This is a genomic window from Protofrankia sp. BMG5.30 (assembly GCF_001983005.1).
In the GTDB taxonomy this organism is placed as follows: Bacteria; Actinomycetota; Actinomycetes; order Frankiales; family Frankiaceae; genus Protofrankia; species Protofrankia coriariae.
In genome coordinates this window covers 289,307-306,958 of record NZ_MOME01000005.1, presented here as the reverse complement: position 1 = coordinate 306,958, position 17,652 = coordinate 289,307, and the positions used below count along the sequence as shown (strand labels likewise).

Genomic DNA, 17,652 nt, shown 5'->3' with positions numbered 1-17,652 from the left:
TGGTATGCGGAACGAGCCGTGCACGGTATGACGCACGGTATAACGCACAGCATGGTGCACAGCACGTCACAACGGAAGATCAAAAGTCACAACGGCGGATCCCCGGGGTTTCGCCGCACCTGACGATGCATCAGGCCATATATCAGGCCGCACATCAGGCCACAGCGGGCCGCCACGCACCGGACCACCGCCGTCAACCGGTGGTGAACACCCGCTCAGCGGTGACGCGGATGRCAATCCGTGTCGCTTCGGGTGYGTCCCAGCGATACCTCTCGTCACCGGTGTACTTCAGCGCGAGGGCGTCGATCAGCTCGCGGCCTCCCTCTTCCGACAGCGTGGCCCGCCCCCGGACCTCGACATATCCGTAGGGATCCCGCTGGTCGAGGAACATGATTCCCACCCGCGGATCCCGGGCGATATCCCGCTCCTTGGCACGACCCCGAATTGTGGACAACAGAAGCTCATCGCCATCACGAGCAATCCACAACACAGTCATTCGCGGAGACCCGTCAGGCCGGATCGTCGCAAGCGTCACGTAGATCGGGGAATCCGCGAGCTTTTTGACCTTCTCAGGCAGATATGACGACATCAGGCTCCTCTGCCGCTCCTGTCGCTTTCCCACCCTGTCATCCGGTCGACGGCCGTCCGGTTGTCATGCCAATCAGGCATAACAACCGGACGGCCAGGTCGGGCCCACGACGCTCCTGGACGCGCCCTCGCTCAGGCGCGGACCACGAGCGCGGTGGCGATCGCCGCGAGCCCCTCGCCACGGCCGGTCAGCCCGAGGCCGTCGGTGGTGGTGGCGGACACGCTCACCGGCGCGCCCACCGCCGCCGTCAGGACCTCCTGTGCCTCCACCCGCCGGCCGGCCAGGCGCGGCCGGTTGCCCACGATCTGCACGGCGACGTTGCCGATGGTCCAGCCCGCCTCGGCCAGCAGCCTCGCCGTCTCACCCAGCAGGGCCACCCCGGCCGCACCGGCCCATTCCGGCCGGCCGGTACCGAAGACCGAGCCAAGATCCCCCAACCCGGACGCGGTCAGCAGCGCGTCGCAGGACGCGTGCGCGGCGACGTCGCCGTCCGAATGACCGTCGAGCCCGGTCTCACCGGGCCAGAGAATGCCCGCCACCCAGCAGGGGCGGCCCTCCGCGAACGGGTGGACGTCGACACCGAGCCCGACCCGAGGAAGTYCGGACAGATCCCTCACCTCACTCACACGTCATCACTTACACATCACTCAAGGAGAAGGAGACGGCCGGAAGCGGGCCGGAGCGCTCCGCGACCCGGATGCCGTTCCAGCGGCGTCGGCATTCCAGCGGCATCGGAACCGCGACGACCACCGTGTTGCCGGGATCCGGTGTTGCCGGGATCCGGCGCGGGTAGATGGTCGCCGCGTCAGGGCGTGTCCGGCGGATGTCTGATCGCGCGGGCCGCGCCCAGACGACCAACATCCACCAGACAGGCCCTAGCGGTGTGCGAGCAGCGCCTCGGCGAGGACCAGGTCGGCAGGCCGGGTCACCTTGAACGCCTCCTGGGCCCCGGGAACGGTCATCACGACCACGCCGAGCRCCTCGACCAGGCCTGCGTCATCGGTGATCGCCACTTCGGGGGGCAGCGTCGCGCTGAGCCGGTAGGCGTCGTCCAGCACGTCCCGGCGGAACCCCTGCGGGGTCTGCACGGCACGCAGGACGTCGCGCGGCACCGTCCGTACGACCCGGCCGGTGTCGTCGATCTGCTTGATGGTGTCGTTGACCGCGAGCACCGGGATGACCGCGGGCGCTCCGGCCAGGACCGCTGACGCGACCGTGTCGACAAGCGCCGGGGGCGTCAGCGGACGGGCCGCGTCGTGCACCAGGACGACCCCGACCGTCTCGTCGAGCACCGCGAGGGCGGCCCGCACGGAATCGATCCGCTCGGCGCCACCTGCGATCACCTGTACGCCAGGCCCCAGCAGCGCCGCGAAAGCGTCCAACTCCGCGGCCGGAGCGGCGACGACCACCTGATCGACCAGGGCTGCGGAGGTCAGTGACTCGACCGCATGCTGGACAAGCGAACGGCCGGCCAACGAACGAAGTGCCTTGGGTACGGATCCACCAAGACGCTCGCCGCGGCCGGCTGCCGGCACGACCGCGGCCACACGGTCAGACATATGCATAAAAAGCGTCAAATAGATTCAGACGCGTTGGTTATCCGAGTATCCGCCGCCGCGACTAACCCGCCAGTACCTCGTCGAGCATCGCCTCGGCTTTGTCCTCGTTGGTGCCCTCGGCCAACGCCAGCTCACTGACCAGAATCTGACGCGCCTTGCTCAGCATGCGCTTCTCACCAGCGGACAGCCCCCTTTCGCGATCACGACGCCAGAGATCACGAACGACCTCGGCGACCTTGTTCACGTCACCCGAGGCGAGCTTCTCGAGATTCGCCTTGTAACGCCGCGACCAGTTGGTTGGCTCCTCGGTGTGCGGGGCCCGCAGGACCTCGAACACCCGCTCAAGACCGTCCTGGCCGACCACATCACGGACACCGACCATCCCGACGTTGTCTGCGGGGACGCGCACAGTGAGGTCACCCTGCGCAACCTTGAGCACGAGATAGAGCTTTTCCTCGCCCTTGATGACGCGTGTTTCAATCGCGTCTATGAGAGCAGCACCGTGATGTGGGTAAACAACGGTCTCGCCGACTTGGAACGCCATGTGTCAAGTGCCCCTTCCGCCTTCACCAGGGTAACACGCGTGCATCGACGCAGGTCAGACGCGTGCTTGTGGAACAGGTCGACGACGGCCCGTCCGGACGTCCCGGTGACGCGTCCAGCGCGCCTCGGCGACGCTCCGGACCAGGCGAAACAGGCAATGGCCACCAGCATGGACAGCTCACCCGGATGTTGTTGCTGTGCTTCCCRCTACCCCGTGACGCCGTGATCGGCGTCATGATCGAGGAAGGGCAGCCGCACCGCCGCGCCGCTCGGACCGCGCCCGCTGGTGGAATCCACCCGGGGTGTCGTCACGCGACCGTGTACGACGCCCCGGGCCGCGCCGTACCGGACGATGCCGCCCCCGGACGATGCGCGCCCCGCTGGCGTCCGCCCTGCTGACACGGCACCAGCTTCCTATACCACCCGGCACATGGACCGTCCATCGGCCACGATGGAGGGGTGCACGTCACACCGCCGCCGCCTCCCGCCTCCGGGGACGACGGAAACGGCCCCGGCCACGAGGACGACCAGCACGCCCACCTTCCGCATCAACGCTGGGAAGAGCTTCCCCCGGTCGACGTCAGGATCCCTGACGACCTGAGCGAACTCGACGACGAGGTGGCCGCCTACCAGGCCGAACTGCGGGCGCAACGGCGGCGGGAGCGCGTCGACCGGCTGGTCCCGGGCCTGCGGAGCCTGCGCGGCCGGCGCCGCCGGCCCGGCAGGCGTCACCGGCCCGACCTGCTCGAGCGGCTCGACCGACGTGACCGTCCGAGGGCACCGGGCGGGCGCCCTCGCCACACCTCCGGGGCTGCCGTCGCACTGATCGTCATCGTCCTCGCGGCGCTGGGCGCGATGGTGCCGCTCGTCCTCGCGCATCCGCGGCCGCTCGCGCCGCAGGGCGCGGTCCCGCTCGCGTCCACGACCGCCCCGCCAGGCGCGGTCGGCGGGCTGCTGCCGGGCGTCCCGCTCAGTACCGCCCGTACCTCCCGTCCCGCCACTGATCTGCGACCAGCGCTGATCGTGCTCCTGCCGGTGGCCTGCGAGTGCCCGCGGGCCATCCACGAGATCGTGAGCCAGGCCCGGGAGGGCCGGCCGATACCGACCTATCTTGTGGCGCCGTGGACCGACGACCCCTCGCTGGAGCGGCTCGTCCGTCAGCCGGACGCGGCCGCGGGGTTCGCCGTCGGCTACAACGACCCGGGCGCCTCCCTGTCCCGGCTGTACCGGGCCGACCCCCGGCAGCCGACCCTGCTGCTCGTCGCCATGGACGGCCGCCTGGTGCACCCGCCACGTATCTTCACCGTCGGTGACCGCCTGGAGGGATGGCTGGGGGCGTTGCCGGGCCGATAGGCGCCTCCCGGCCCGGCCCGGCCCGGCCCAGCCCGGCCTGGCCTGGCCCGACCGGCCCCGGGCCGACCCTGCGTCCATCGCGCGGCGATGTTCCGAACAGGCGCTGCCGGCATGGCTGTCGCGGCCCGCCCGTCCTGTTACGGTTTGCTGTGTCTTGTCATGGCTTGCCATGGGTTTGTCATGGCCGTCTCCCGGGTGTCGGCCAGCAGGCCCGCAGCGCGGCGGCGTCCCATGGCTGGTTCGCCGCGCCGCGGGAGGACCTGCACTAACATGTGGTCCGCGGTCGGACTCTGCACGTATGCGAGTTCTGTGCGAATGTGCGTCCTGGGGTTGGGACCGTGCCCGTCCCGTCCGCCGGCCCGGCGACGGGGTCAACCGACACCGACGTGACGATCGTCGGTTCCGCACCGAGGAGCAGCCGACTCGTGAGCCACCGCCCGGGTGTGCGTACCGCGACCGCCTTGCTGGTGGCCGCCACATCGCTGATCGGCACGGCCGCGCTCTCCGCCTGCGCGGCCGGCAGCGACACGCTGACGTCACAGGCCCGCACGACCACGAACACGGTGTCCGGTGCCGTCGGCACCATCGCGCTGCGCAACGTCTACGTGGCCGGGCCGGCGGCCAGGGGCGGGGACGCCCAGGTGGTTTCGGCCTTCTTCAACGGGGGGACCCAGGAAGACCAGATCATCCAGGTCAGCTCCGACGCGGCCAACGGTGGCGTGGCACCCGCGTCGTCGGTTCTGAAGCCCGGCGGCGGCGTCATCTACATCGCCAATGGCAGCGCTCCGACGCTGACGGGGCTGAACCGCGAGCTGCTCGTCGGGCAGGCGATCCCGGTCACGTTCACATTCGCCAAGGCCGGCAGCGTCACCCTGAACGTCCCGGTGGAGCCGGCCGCTCCCGGGGCGTCCGCGCAGCCCACGGTGACGACCCCGCCCGCGCAGGCCACCGCGGCCACCAGCGCGACGCCCACGCCGCGCGCCGTGGCCTCCACCGACCGGGCGCACTGACCCGGACGGCCTGGGCAGCCGTTACCGCGGGTCGTGGCAGCCGGCTTCGGTGTCGCCCCTGGGCAGTGGGGTGCCGCGTTGCCGCGGGCCGGACGACGTCCGGGCAAAAGCGATTATTATGATCCGTTGGGACAGATCATAATAATCGCTGTCGTACAGCCGACAACGTCGATTATCCACCGCCCCGTAGTAGTTGTCGGAGCATGCCTATACGGTGCGGGCCATGTCCTCTCGGCCTCCCGTTCCCCGACCGAGCGCACCAGGCCCGTCCGGCTCCCGCGTCGCCTCGGGCGGCTTCCGATGCAGCGGATGYGGTGCTGAGGCCGTCAAGTGGACCGGTCGCTGTCCGCGCTGCCAGGCGTGGGGGACGGTCGAGGCACAGGTTCCCCCCGCCCGCGCGGCCCACCGGGTCAGCAGCCGCAGCCTGGCGGCGCGACCCGCCGCGGTGGTCACGGCGCCCGCACGTCCGATGTCGGATGTCGACGTCACCACGGCCCGCAGCCGTCCGACCGGCGTCACCGAGCTCGACCGGGTGCTCGGCGGTGGGTTCGTGCCCGGGGCGGTCGTCCTGCTGGCCGGGGAGCCGGGCGTGGGCAAGTCCACGCTGCTGCTCGAGGTCGCCGCCCGTAGCGCCACCTCCGGCGCGCGGGCGCTGGTGGTCACCGGTGAGGAGTCGGCCGCGCAGGTACGGCTGCGGGCGGGCCGCACCGGGGCGGTGCACCCCGAGCTGTGGATCGCCGCCGAGACCGACCTGGAAGCCCTCCTCACCCACGTTGACGAGGTCCGCCCCAAACTGCTTGTGGTTGACTCGATACAGACCATCACCACCGCCGCGACGGAAGGCGCCGCCGGCGGGGTCACCCAGGTCCGTGAGGTGACCGCGGCCCTGATCCGGGCGGCGAAGGCGCTGGACATGGCCACCGTCATCGTCGGCCACGTGACCAAGGACGGCACCGTTGCCGGGCCGCGCCTGCTCGAGCATCTCGTCGACGTCGTCCTGCACTTCGAGGGCGAGCGCCACTCGTCCCTGCGCCTGGTCCGGGCGAGCAAGAACCGCTTCGGCCCGTCCGACGAGGTCGGCTGTTTCGAGATGGGCGACGGCGGCATCCGCGGGGTCGCCGACCCCAGCGGGCTGTTTCTGTCCCGCTGGCACGACGGCGGGCCGATGGACGGCGTGGCGGGCACCTGCGTGACGGTCGCCGTCGAGGGCCGCCGGCCGCTGGTGGCCGAGGTGCAGGCGCTGGTGGCGAGCTCGGCCGCGGCCGTACCGCGCCGGGCGGTCTCCGGGCTGGACTCGGCCCGGGTCGCGATGATCCTCGCCGTCGTGGAACGCCGTGGCCGCATCCAGCTGGGGAAGTCGGACGTCTACGCGGCGACCGTCGGCGGTGTCCGGCTCGCCGAGCCGGCCGCCGACCTGGCGATCGCGCTGGCCACGATCAGCAGTGTCGAGGACCGCCCCATCCCCGGCGACCTGATAGCGATAGGGGAGGTCGGCCTGGCCGGCGAGGTCCGCTCGGTGGGCGCGGTCCGCCGGCGGCTGACCGCGGCCTTCAGACTCGGCTTCCGGCGGGCGCTGGTACCTCCGGACGCCGGCCCGGCGCCCGAGTGCATGACGACGATCGAGGTTTCCGACCTGGGCCAGGCGATACGGCACATGTACGGCGCGAGCGAATGAAAAGCACATTCGGTGAAAACACCGCTACAACAACGCAGGAGCGGCATGGCAAAGCAGCCGGCCCGATACCATGACCAGGGCGGGACGCCCCGACACAGAGGGAGCCAGATGGCAGGATCACCCGGGGATGACACCTTCCGGGCGACACTGGCCACTGTCGCCCCCGGTACCCCTTTCCGGGACGGGCTCGAACGCATCCTGCGCGGCCACACCGGCGCCCTGATCGTACTTGGTCACGACAAGGCGGTCGAAGGCCTCTGCACGGGCGGTTTCGAGGTGGACGTCGAGTTCTCCGCCACCCGGCTGCGGGAACTGGCGAAGATGGACGGCGCGATCGTCCTGTCGTCCGATCTTCAGCGGATCGTGCGCGCGGCCGTCCACCTGGTGCCCGATCCGACGATCTTCACCGAGGAGTACGGCACCCGGCACCGCACCGCCGAACGGGTCGCCAAGCAGAGCGGCTACCCGGTGATCTCGGTCAGCCAGTCGATGCGCATCATCGCGCTGTACGTGGCGGGCCGGCGCTACGTCCTCGACGAGTCGGCCGCGATCCTGTCCCGGGCCAACCAGGCACTGGCCACCCTTGAGCGTTACAAGATGCGGCTGGACGAGGTCGCCGGCACGCTCTCCGCGCTTGAAATCGAAGATCTTGTTACTGTTCGTGACGCGATATCGGTCAGTCAGCGCTTGGAGATGGTCCGCCGCATCGCCGACGAGATCGAGGGCTACGTCGTCGAGCTGGGAACCGACGGCCGGCTGCTCTCCCTCCAGCTCGAGGAGCTGATGGCGGGAGTCGAAACCGAGCGGGAACTCACCGTCCGTGACTACCTGCCGTCCGGGGGCAAGGTCGGTACCGCCGCCGAGGTGCTGGCGCAGCTGTCCGCGATGTCGTCGACGGAGCTGCTGGACCTGACCGTGCTCGCCCGCGCGCTGGGCTTCTCCGGCGGCGCGGACGTGCTCGACAGCCAGGTCAGCCCCCGCGGCTACCGCATGCTGGCCAAGGTGCCCCGGCTGCCGCGGCTGGTGGTGGACAGGCTCGTCGACCACTTCAGCACCCTGCAGAAGCTGCTGGCCGCCGGCGTGGACGACCTGCAGGCCGTCGAGGGCGTTGGCGAGGCGCGCGCGAGGGCCGTCCGCGAAGGGCTCTCCCGCCTCGCCGAATCCAGCATCCTCGAACGCTACGTGTAACCGGAACGGCTGTGTGCGGCCGCATGTGAAGCACCGCATGGTGCACCCTCGCGTGCCCGTGTGAACCGCTGGACAGCGCGGAGACGGGCGTCCGTTCGCGTCACACGCGCCGCCAGCCGATGACCGCCGACCGATGGCGGTGGGCCGCGCGGCCCAGCCCACCTGTGGGCCCCGGCCTGCCCGGCCGGCGGCCATGCCAGGATGGCGGGGATGGCATCCACCGCCTCTCCCACGGCCACCTCGGCATCCGTGACCACTGCTGCGGCCGATGCGGCCGCCGTAGCCGATGCGGTCGACGCGGTGTCGGTCGACGCGGCCGAACCGGCCGCTGTGGCACCCGTGGCCGCCACGGCCGCCAGGCCCGGCCCCGGGGCTTCGACGGCGTTCTCCGACGCCGTCCTCGAGTGGTACGCGACCCACGCCCGTGACCTCCCCTGGCGGCACCCGGAGGCGAGCCCCTGGGCGGTTCTCGTCAGCGAGATCATGCTGCAGCAGACGCCGGTGAACCGGGTGCTGCCGGCATGGCAGGCCTGGCTGGACCGCTGGCCCGCCCCGTCGGCGCTCGCCGCGGAGCCGGCCGGCGAGGCCGTCCGCATGTGGGGGCGCCTGGGCTATCCGCGCCGGGCGCTGCGGCTGCACCAGGCCGCGGTGGCCATCACCGAGGAGCACCACGGGCTGGTTCCCGACGACCTGGAGCATCTGCTTCGGCTGCCGGGAGTGGGGACCTACACCGCCAGAGCGGTCGCCGCGTTCGCCTTCCGTCAGCGCCACGCTGTGATCGACGTCAATGTCCGGCGGCTCGTCGGCCGGGCCGTCAACGGCCGCGACGACCAGCGGACGGCCGTGTCACGCCGGGACCTCGAACTGGTCGAGTCCCTGCTGCCCCACGACGCCGAGAGCGCGGCTCAGGCCAGCGCCGCGTTCATGGAGCTCGGTGCGCTGGTCTGTGTCGCGCGTACCCCGCGGTGCGAGGCCTGCCCGCTGCGGTGGGAGTGCGCCTGGCGGCGGGCGGGCAGCCCGGCCGCCGCGGACACGGGCCGACGCACGCAGAGCTACGCCGGGACCGACCGGCAGGTACGCGGAAAGCTGCTCGCGGTGCTGCGCGAGTCACCCGTCCCGGTGCCGCAGGACGTCCTGGACACCGTGTGGGACGAGCCCGTGCAGCGCGGCCGTGCGCTGCACGGGCTGCTCGACGACGGCCTCGTCGTCGCAGTCGCGCCCGGCGTGTACGCCCTGCCCGGCGAACAGGTCTGGCCCGGCGTGCACAGCCCATCCGGCGGATAGCCCACCCAGCGGACGGAGCCCCGGGCCGACCGGCCTTCCTCGGTATTTGCTATAAAGCAAGGTAAGATTCCGTGAGCATCCAGCAACAAGCCAGCCAGCCAGCCCGAAGCAAACAGTGCCGATCCCAGGAAATGGTACTGAAGAGCGTAATTCGTAAATCGTTTCGAGTTGGCCGGAAAAAGGACCACACAGTTGGCCGCGAACGCATCGGACCGGATTGCTAACTTCACATCGAGGAGGCCCGAACATGGACACCGACGGCGACCCTGTTCCCGAACCCCGAGGCATACCCGCCGCTGCGCCGGCCTCGCTCGCCGAGGTGGTGACGGTGCGGCACGGCCCACTGGTTGACCACGAACTCGTTCTCAGCACCGGAGCGACCGCGTCCGACCTGACGTCCGCAATGATCATGGTGCCACCGCAGGCCGCGCTGGTGAGTTTCCACGGTGACGTCGACCTGTCACTGGTCTTCCGGGAAAGACCGGGGTGCTACGGCGACAGTCCCGAAGACCTGGCCGGACCGGCCGTGTAGCGCGTGTAGAGGTAAGTGCGTGCAGAGGTAAGCAGAGGTAAGCGGTAGAGACGGCGCACGCGGCGCCGTGGCGCGTGTGACGCCAGGCCGTCCCGGTAGCCGTGACCTGGCCGCGAACCGTGACGGCCACATCGCCTCCGGGCGGGTGGACCGCACGGGACGGCCAGGCAATATCGTGGGCGGGTGGCCATACTCTCTCCCCGCGGTGAGGACTTCCCTCGCTGGTATCAGGACGTGCTCGCCAAAGCTGAACTGGCCGACAACGGCCCGGTCCGGGGAACCATGGTCATCCGACCGTACGGCTACGCGATCTGGGAGCGGATGCAGGCCGACGTGGACGCCCGGATCAAGGCGACCGGGGCGGTCAACGCCTACTTCCCGCTGTTCATCCCGGAAAGCTACCTGCGCCGGGAGGCCCAGCACGTCGAGGGCTTCAGCCCGGAGCTCGCGGTCGTCACCCACGGCGGCGGCAAGGAGCTGGAAGAGCCGGTGGTGGTCCGCCCGACCAGCGAGACCGTGATCGGTGAGTACATGGCGAAGTGGACGCAGAGCTACCGCGACCTGCCGCTGCTGCTCAACCAGTGGGCGAACGTGGTGCGCTGGGAACTGCGCCCCCGGCTGTTCCTGCGCACCAGCGAGTTCCTCTGGCAGGAGGGGCACACCGCACACGTCGACCAGGCGGACGCCGCCGCCTACGCCCGCCGCATCCACCTCGAGGTCTACCGGGAGTTCATGACCTCGGTGCTCGCACTGCCCGTCCTCGTCGGCCGCAAGACGGCGAAGGAGCGGTTCGCCGGCGCCATCAACACCCTCACCCTCGAGGCGATGATGGGCGACGGCAAGGCGCTGCAGATGGCGACCAGCCACGAGCTCGGGCAGAACTTCGCGCGCGCCTTCGACATCGACTTCCTGGGCGCCGACGRCCAGCGGCACCTGGCATGGACGACGTCGTGGGGCTCGTCGACCCGCATGATCGGCGGTCTGATCATGGCGCACGGTGACGACAACGGGCTGCGGATACCCCCGCGGCTGGCACCCGTCCAGGTGATCGTGCTGCCCGTCCGGGACGACGCGGCGCTCCTCGAGCGGGTCTCCCAGATCACCGAGGGGCTGCGGGYCGCCGGGGTACGCGTCCAGCTCGACGCCCGGCCCGGCCTGTCGTTCGGCCGGCGGGTCACCGACGCCGAGCTCAAGGGCATCCCGGTACGTGTCGAGATCGGCCCGCGCGACCTTGCCGCCGGCAGCGTCACCCTGGCCCGCCGCGACACCTCGGAGAAGATCACCATACCGCTCGACGACGTGCTGGCCCGGGTGCCCGCGCTGCTGGACGACGTCCAGCAGAACATGTACGACGCGGCCCTGGCCGCCCGTGACGCCCGCACCCGCGACGTGTCGGACCTCGCCGAGGCGGTCGAGGCGGCGTCGGTGGGCTTCGCCCGCCTGCCGTGGGCCGCCGTCGGTGACGGCGGCGAGGCCAAGCTCGCCGAGGAGTCGTTGACCGTCCGCTGCATCCAGCGGCCGGACGGAACGCTCCCGGACAGCGGGGACGAGCCCGACCTGGTCTGCATCGTCGCCCGCGCCTACTGACCGGGCCTACTGACCGGGCCCGCTGGCCGGGCCACGGCCCGCGGGCCAACGGCCGTATTGTCGATTAATTCTGCCGTCCCCGGGTATTTCCAAGATCGGGCTTGTGATGCCCGACCGCCGACACGGCCACGCCGCCACGTGGCTCCCGCCCGAGCGGATTCCGGTCCGAGCGGGAGCTGCCGCGCTGTCGCACGGTCGCGAGTATCGAGGAGAACGGGAGCACGCTCATGGGCGAGAATCCGGACAAGATCAGAACGGACATCGAGCTGACCAGGTCCCGGCTCAGCGAAGAACTCGGCCTGCTGTCGGAGCGGGTAAGTCCGGGCCGGGTCGCTGGACGGACCGCCGAGGACGCCCGCAGCGCCGTGACCCACGCCCGGGAACGGGTGGTCAGCGGCACGGCCGGCGCCCGCATCCGACTCGCCGGATATGCGGGTGAGCTCGGGCCCAAAGCGTCGGTAACGGCACACAGGGCCTCGGCCGGCGCGTATCGGGCCAGACAGGCCGCGGACGAACTGGTGCACCGGGCCGGCCAGAATCCGCAGATTGCCGCGGGCACCAGAAAAATCCGGGAATCCACGGGCCAGGTGATACGGACGACGCGCAGCCGGGCCGCGGACAATCCCGGCGCCACCCGGGCCGTGGCGGCCGGTGTGGCCGGTACGGCGGTGACCGGCGCGGCCGTCCTCACCGTCGTGCGGCGGCGCCGCCATCGGAACTGGTACGAATAAGTTCGCCTGGATGTAAGTCCACCTCGGCCGCCGCGTAACCGGGCATGAAACGGCCGGTCAGCTGACCGCGTACGGTCAGCTGGTCGCATGTCCGCTTCGGTCAGCGGACCGCGGATGCAGCAACGGCTGCCGGGCCCGGTCGAGCTTTCCCGCGTCTCCCCGTGTATATCCGTGTCCGCCAGGTTCGCCGTATTTTCGTATTCCCGGATTCCCGGTCCCGACGCCAACGGCCTCACGCGGTTGTGGTGCGGATGTCATGCGCGTTCCGGGTCTCCCGGGTCTCCCGGGTTTCTCGGGCCTCTCGGCTGTCGGCGGCGCTGCCGGGCCCGTCCCCGGGCACGGCTGTGGCTGATGCGACGTCGTCCCATACCACGGTGCGGTCCCGTCCCAGCGCTTTGGCCCTGTACAGGGCCCGGTCCGCCATACCGACCAGCTCCACCTGGTCCGAGACATGCACGGGAAAGGCACAGGCGCCCACCGACACGGTGGCGAAAAGCGAGATGTCGGCATTCACCGTGATCGGGTTGGCGGCCACTCTGGTCCGCATCCGTTCRGCGACCACGCTGAGCTCGTCCAGATGGACGTTGGGGGCCAGCAACGCGAACTCCTCACCGCCATAACGGGCGAGCACGTCGCCCGGGCGGGTGGTCCCGCGCAGCCGGACGCTAATCTCGGCAAGCACCCGGTCACCCGCTGGATGACCGTAATGATCGTTGATCGCCTTGAAATGGTCGACATCTATGATGAAGAGAGCCAGTAGGCCGCCGGTACGGCGTACCCGGGCGAGCTCTATCGGCAGTTCCGCCTCAAGAAAACGACGGGTGTACAGGCCGGTCAATGCGTCGGTGATTGCCAGCCGACGCTGGTCGGAGAGCAGGACCGTCATCCGGGCGATCGTCAACAGGAACATCAGGGTGTACGCCACGGCGATCACCGGAATGTCGTGGGTGATCCCGCGGGCATACTGCACCAGCATTGTGACAGGTGCGACCAGGGCGGCACCGAACAGAACGGCAAGGCGACATCGGCCGAGGCCGACGTCGCCGGCCGGAGCCTGGTCGGCAATACGGGCCATTGTCGGATGCAGCGCCGCCGCGCCCAGTGCGAGAGAACCGGCGAGCCAGATCACGTCCAGGATGTTTCCCGGCTGGTAGGTACCGTTCAACCGTTGCAGGCCGTACAGGGTGTCCGCCGTCATGACTGCCACAAGATTTCCCATGAGCAGGAAGAGAGCCAACGGTTGGCGGCCGGATCCCAGGAGTAGTTTGACTCCGACCGCGAACAGGACGAGATCCATGGCCGGGTGCCCGAGCAACGGGACGGCCTCACCCAGCCGGCCGGGGCCGCCGCGGACGCGGGGCCCGATGAGATAGACCCACGCCAACATGGTCACGGCGGCCGCGAACGTTCCGGTGTCCAGCAGACCAGGCAGGTCACGCCCGGGGGTGCGGTACCGGGCGAGCAGCACCAGGCCCGTAACCACGAAGGGGTAGCGGAGCAGGACGAAGGCGTCGGAGACGGTCCGGAAATCCATGGTGTCGGGTACGTCGTACAGCAGACAGCAGGTCATGCCGGCGATCACGTACACAACCTGGCCGGCTCCCAGCAACAGCCAGGGCAGCCGCGGYGTGGGCCTGAACCGGACAACACCGATGAGGACCGCCACCACCGACGACACGCCGATCAGGCAGTAGAGTGCCGCCCGCCCCGTATCACCGACGGGTGTCAGCCAGTATCCGATCACGAGAACGGTGCCGGCCGTCAGATAGAGCAGCCACGGCCGACCCACGGCCTGGTCGGAATCCGCCCGTCCCCGCCCCATCAGGTCGCCCCCCGGCGGCAGGGCGGCCGACCGCGAAACCCGCCCGCCCGGACGGCTCGGTGAAATGTCAGGGTTCGTGTCATCCTGGAAACGGCCTTCATGACGAGATGCCCGGACCTGTCCGGCGGCGTGGAAAATCTCATACCGACGATACGATACAAAAATAGTACTCCGATGGGCAAAGCCTTCCAAATTACTTGGCAACGAAGTCCGGCAACCGGTTCGGCCAGCTTTCCCGGACAACTCTGGTGACGACCGGCGCCAGCCGGCCGAGATCTCCCGGCAGCCTGGGATGCCGGGTCCGCCGAAGCGGCTTGCGAGCCTTCCGGACCGCGGACCCATGGCCAACAGAATCATGATCACAGAACCTTGGTCCCGTCGGGAAGCCGGACCACCGGGCCTGCCGGACCGACTTCCGGACCACCCGAGCGAAAGCGGTACAATCACGCTCTCTTTGATCCACCGGGAAGCCGCGACGGCCACTATGCGTGACGCAAAGCGGCTTCGCCGCCGTACCCCACCCTGTTCCTCCGCCRCGTCGCCATCTCGGCGCGGACGGCTGGTCCGCGCCGGCGAACGACCGGCTGGCCGGCCCACCGGAGGACAACGGCCGGTACGCCCAAAGCATCACGTGACCGACATCCCTTACGTCGACTTGTTCGTCCGTCTTCGGGTTCAGTCAAACAGTATGGAGGAATGCTTTTCTCCATCAACGTACGGGTCCGTCCTATCCGGAGCGTGGCCACGAGGTGTAGCCAGGAGATCCGTGCGCTACGCGCCGCCGTCGGCCCACCGTGGCGGGGTGGCCGGCACCGGCGACCAGCCTGGCCACGCGGCCTGCGGGGCTGGCTGGACGTCGCCATGGAGTTCGGGATCGGGCAGCGGGCGTTGCTTGTCCACTCAGCCGCGGACGCCGGCGGCGGCCTGGGTGCGGCATATGCCACAAACCGGTTTCATCACAGCGGGACAGGTGACCGGAAACACCGTCACCGGACGACGCCGCAGCACGGGGACGGACAGTGGGAAACGACACCATGGGCAGTCCCGTGGGCTTCCGGATACGAAACGGAACGTATTTACCCGGACGGCCCTGGAAGCCCCGGGCGGACCCGGACACCGACGCGCCGCACGCTACCGCACACCCCGGGAAGCTGGGCCTTCCGGACCTCCCCGAGCGGCTTCCGCGGCAGCCGCGTCCGACCGGGGGCAAACGCACCGGAAAAACATGACCACGCCGTCCACGACCTGTCGGTGGCACGACGCCCCCGGCCCTACCGGGCCAGCTGATTCCTGATATCAGGGAACCGGCCCGACCACCTGCGAATCCTTTATCTGTACACGACCTTTACACGCCGGTCCGGCAGTGACAAGAGGATGTGATCAATCGTACGTTTGAACGCGGTGACCGGTTTTGTTCCCACTCGGGAAAGTTGATGCGCTCACAGCCACAATGCCCGTCAACTCGGTAGCGTGATCCCCAGGGTGGGGAAGTCGCAGGAGAGGAGCGGGCGTGCTGGCGCCGCTGACCGACGCTGATCCCCGAAAAGTCGGGAGATACTGGCTCCAGGGACGACTGGGTGCCGGCGGGATGGGCGCTGTTTACCTTGGTTTCGACGAGGATGGCCACCCCATGGCGGTGAAGGTCATCCGGCCGGAGCTGATTGGTGACGCGGACTTCCGGGAACGGTTCCGCCGGGAGGTCGCGGCCGCGCGCCGCGTCCGTGGCAGGTTCGTCGCGGAGGTCCGCGACGCCGACGTCGACGCGGAACGCCCGTGGATGGCCACCGAGTACGTCGACGGCGTGAGCCTCTCGGCGGCCGTCAGCGAGCGGGGGCGGCTGAGCGGGTCCATGCTCGTCGACCTCGCCGCGAGCCTCGCCGACGCCCTCGCCGCCATCCACGCCGCCGGACTGGTGCACCGCGACCTCAAACCGTCCAACATCCTGCTCGCCTGGGACGGGCCGAAGGTCATCGACTTCGGCGTCGCCCACGCCATCGACACGACCGAGCACACCCAGACCGGCCACATCATCGGAACGGTCGCCTGGATGGCCCCGGAGCAACTGCGCGGCGAACGGGCTGGCCCCGCGGCCGACATCTTCTCCTGGGCCATGTGTGTGGCGTTCGCCGCGACCGGCCGCCACCTGTTCGCGGCGGACACACCCACCACGTCCGCCCTGCGCATGCTGCGGGAGGAGCCGGACCTGCGCGGCATACCGGAAGGCCTCACGGTGCTGCTGCGGCGCGCTCTCGACCGGAACCCGGCCAGACGGCCCACCGCTGTCGAGCTCGTCACCGGCATCGTCCGGAACTATCCGGACAGCGCCGACCTGGCGGACGAGGTCACCCGGCGGGTCATGGTCGCCCCCCAGCCACCGCCGCCGCCATCGGCGGCGGCCGCTCCCGCGGCCGATCGTGTGCGGCCCCCGCGCGTGGCGAAGCGTCCGGGTGGGCCCGCCGGCCGCGCGGGCGGAGCCCCGCCCGGACGGCCCGGCAGCGGACGTTACGGGGGCGGGAGCCCTGGCGCCGGATATACCACCGCCCTGCGCCGCTGGCAGCTCGCGCTGATCACTGTGGTCGCCGGCATCGCGCTCGGTGTGACCACCGGTCTGGTCATGGCCGTCGCCATGCGGGTCACCCCCAGCGGCAGCACGAACCCACCCGGCGCGATGGCGACCCCCTCCGGGGCGCCTGCCCCGGGCAACGGCGCAACGCCCCCGGCCGCGGGCAGGCCGTGGACGTCCGCCCCGCCCACCGCGACCGGGCTCGCGCTCACCCGGCCGCCGGACACCGTGGCGTGGACGTCGGCGGAACAGTCGGCGGGTGCCCCACCGCCATCCCCCCAACCAGGCCAGCCTGGTCAGCCCGTTCCCGACGCCGGGAACGGGGCGCAGCCGTCGCCGAGGGTGCCGGCGACCCCGCAGCCGGCCCCCAGCGGAGCGACCCAGCCGCCCGCCACCGCCGTCCCGACGAAACCGRCACCGACGAAGCCGGCAGCGACCTCGCCTGCGCCCGCCCCCAGCGGAACAGCCCAACCGCCCACCAGCGCCCCGACGAAGCCACCGGCTTCGCCGTCCAGGCCGCCCACCACGGCGCCGGCCGGCTCGCCGTCCGTCGCGGCCTCGGCCGCGGTGACACCGCCGCGGACTTCCTCCACCCAGACGGTGGCGCAGACCTCCAGGCCACAGCCCACGGCGCGGCCTCGATCGTCGGCGAGCCGCGGCCAGCGCGCGCCCTCGAAGCCGACCGGAACGACCGGCCCGACCGGGCGAGCAGCGGCCACGACCGGGCAGGGGACGGCGAACGCGAGCGTCACCGCGGGCGGTGCCGCCGGCACCAGCAGCTCCGCCCTACGGGGCCCGGTGCGACAGGGCCCGGCAACGCGGGCGGCTGTCATCCACCCACCGCTCATGCCCATCGGCGGGATCTCCAACGGCGGGGACGCCGATCACTCGACCTGGGTGCGGACGCCCACCACTCGCAGCGATGGATGGCTGCCGCGGACGCTGACGGACTGGCTGACCGGTGCCGCCAGGTGGCGCGACGGCCATCACGACATCCACCTGGGCATCCACTGGACGTCCGTCATCCGCTCCCCGGTCCTGCAGATACTGGCTGTCGTCGCCGGTRCTCTCCCTCTCGTCCGGGGGGCTGGCCTGACGGGGCGCCCCCGCCAGGACCCCTCCCCCGCGGTGTTCCGCTCTCCTGACCAGGCCAGCACGTCCGATCGCGGTTGTTCCCTCACCTTCACCGCCTGACGTACCCACCTCACATTGACTC

The 17,652-nt window shown here is 70.4% G+C and carries 14 protein-coding genes; 9 read left to right on the top strand and 5 right to left on the bottom strand.

The features are described 5' to 3' along the window. Positions 1-193: 193 nt before the first annotated feature. The 4 genes from BL254_RS03020 to BL254_RS03000 all read right to left on the bottom strand — a co-directional run bounded on the left by BL254_RS03020 (position 194) and on the right by BL254_RS03000 (position 2,692). A complete protein-coding gene (locus BL254_RS03020) occupies positions 194-589 on the bottom strand; it encodes a PPOX class F420-dependent oxidoreductase (protein WP_076842439.1) in 396 nt (131 codons plus the stop codon). A 131-nt stretch (positions 590-720) separates the two neighbouring features. Beyond that, positions 721-1,215, bottom strand: a complete 495-nt coding sequence (ispF, locus tag BL254_RS03015; RefSeq protein ID WP_175648273.1) for a 2-C-methyl-D-erythritol 2,4-cyclodiphosphate synthase — start codon at positions 1,213-1,215, stop codon at positions 721-723. A gap of 249 nt (positions 1,216-1,464) precedes the next feature. Continuing rightward, positions 1,465-2,148, bottom strand: a complete 684-nt coding sequence (ispD, locus tag BL254_RS03005; RefSeq protein ID WP_076842438.1) for a 2-C-methyl-D-erythritol 4-phosphate cytidylyltransferase — start codon at positions 2,146-2,148, stop codon at positions 1,465-1,467. 61 nt (positions 2,149-2,209) lie between these two features. Beyond that, positions 2,210-2,692, bottom strand: coding sequence for a CarD family transcriptional regulator (locus BL254_RS03000; protein WP_006545253.1), 483 nt, complete (start codon positions 2,690-2,692; stop codon positions 2,210-2,212). 458 nt (positions 2,693-3,150) lie between these two features. Here BL254_RS03000 and BL254_RS02995 point away from each other — a divergent pair, with 458 nt between their 5' ends. From BL254_RS02995 to BL254_RS02960, 8 genes are all read left to right on the top strand, one after another. Then, a complete protein-coding gene (locus BL254_RS02995) occupies positions 3,151-4,044 on the top strand; it encodes a hypothetical protein (RefSeq protein ID WP_047222072.1) in 894 nt (297 codons plus the stop codon). 425 nt (positions 4,045-4,469) lie between these two features. Further along, positions 4,470-5,054 carry a hypothetical protein gene (locus BL254_RS26760; protein ID WP_157180404.1) on the top strand — a complete coding sequence of 195 codons (585 nt, stop codon included), beginning with the start codon at positions 4,470-4,472 and terminating at the stop codon, positions 5,052-5,054. Positions 5,055-5,277: 223 nt separating this feature from the next. Beyond that, the gene (gene radA / locus BL254_RS02985) at positions 5,278-6,729 is read left to right on the top strand and encodes a DNA repair protein RadA (protein ID WP_047222074.1); all 1,452 of its coding nucleotides are present in this window, start codon (positions 5,278-5,280) and stop codon (positions 6,727-6,729) included. A 108-nt stretch (positions 6,730-6,837) separates the two neighbouring features. Beyond that, complete coding sequence (gene disA / locus BL254_RS02980; RefSeq protein ID WP_047222075.1) at positions 6,838-7,917, top strand: DNA integrity scanning diadenylate cyclase DisA; 1,080 nt, start codon at positions 6,838-6,840, stop codon at positions 7,915-7,917. A 210-nt stretch (positions 7,918-8,127) separates the two neighbouring features. After that, positions 8,128-9,201 (top strand): A/G-specific adenine glycosylase, encoded by a 1,074-nt coding sequence (locus BL254_RS02975; protein WP_083730794.1) that lies wholly within the window; start codon positions 8,128-8,130, stop codon positions 9,199-9,201. 247 nt (positions 9,202-9,448) lie between these two features. Continuing rightward, positions 9,449-9,733 carry a hypothetical protein gene (locus tag BL254_RS02970; protein ID WP_013875410.1) on the top strand — a complete coding sequence of 95 codons (285 nt, stop codon included), beginning with the start codon at positions 9,449-9,451 and terminating at the stop codon, positions 9,731-9,733. Positions 9,734-9,916: 183 nt separating this feature from the next. Then, positions 9,917-11,320, top strand: coding sequence for a proline--tRNA ligase (gene proS / locus BL254_RS02965; protein WP_076842437.1), 1,404 nt, complete (start codon positions 9,917-9,919; stop codon positions 11,318-11,320). A gap of 227 nt (positions 11,321-11,547) precedes the next feature. Beyond that, on the top strand, positions 11,548-12,051 hold the full coding sequence (locus BL254_RS02960) for a DUF3618 domain-containing protein (RefSeq protein ID WP_047222077.1): 504 nt from the start codon (positions 11,548-11,550) through the stop codon (positions 12,049-12,051). Positions 12,052-12,283: 232 nt separating this feature from the next. Here the strand turns inward: BL254_RS02960 and BL254_RS02955 are convergent, their stop codons facing one another. After that, on the bottom strand, positions 12,284-13,840 hold the full coding sequence (locus tag BL254_RS02955) for a diguanylate cyclase (protein WP_162233173.1): 1,557 nt from the start codon (positions 13,838-13,840) through the stop codon (positions 12,284-12,286). A gap of 1,543 nt (positions 13,841-15,383) precedes the next feature. On the opposite strand from BL254_RS02955, the gene BL254_RS02950 reads away from it, so the two are divergent. Continuing rightward, a complete protein-coding gene (locus BL254_RS02950) occupies positions 15,384-17,630 on the top strand; it encodes a serine/threonine-protein kinase (protein ID WP_217699218.1) in 2,247 nt (748 codons plus the stop codon). Positions 17,631-17,652 lie beyond the last annotated feature (22 nt).

Coding starts and splice junctions, on each gene's coding strand:
- BL254_RS03000 (WP_006545253.1), bottom strand. CDS start 2,692: ATGGCGTTCCAAGTCGGCGAGACCGTTGTTTACCCACATCACGGTGCT.
- BL254_RS02970 (WP_013875410.1), top strand. CDS start 9,449: ATGGACACCGACGGCGACCCTGTTCCCGAACCCCGAGGCATACCCGCC.
- BL254_RS02960 (WP_047222077.1), top strand. CDS start 11,548: ATGGGCGAGAATCCGGACAAGATCAGAACGGACATCGAGCTGACCAGG.
- BL254_RS02975 (WP_083730794.1), top strand. CDS start 8,128: ATGGCATCCACCGCCTCTCCCACGGCCACCTCGGCATCCGTGACCACT.
- disA (WP_047222075.1), top strand. CDS start 6,838: ATGGCAGGATCACCCGGGGATGACACCTTCCGGGCGACACTGGCCACT.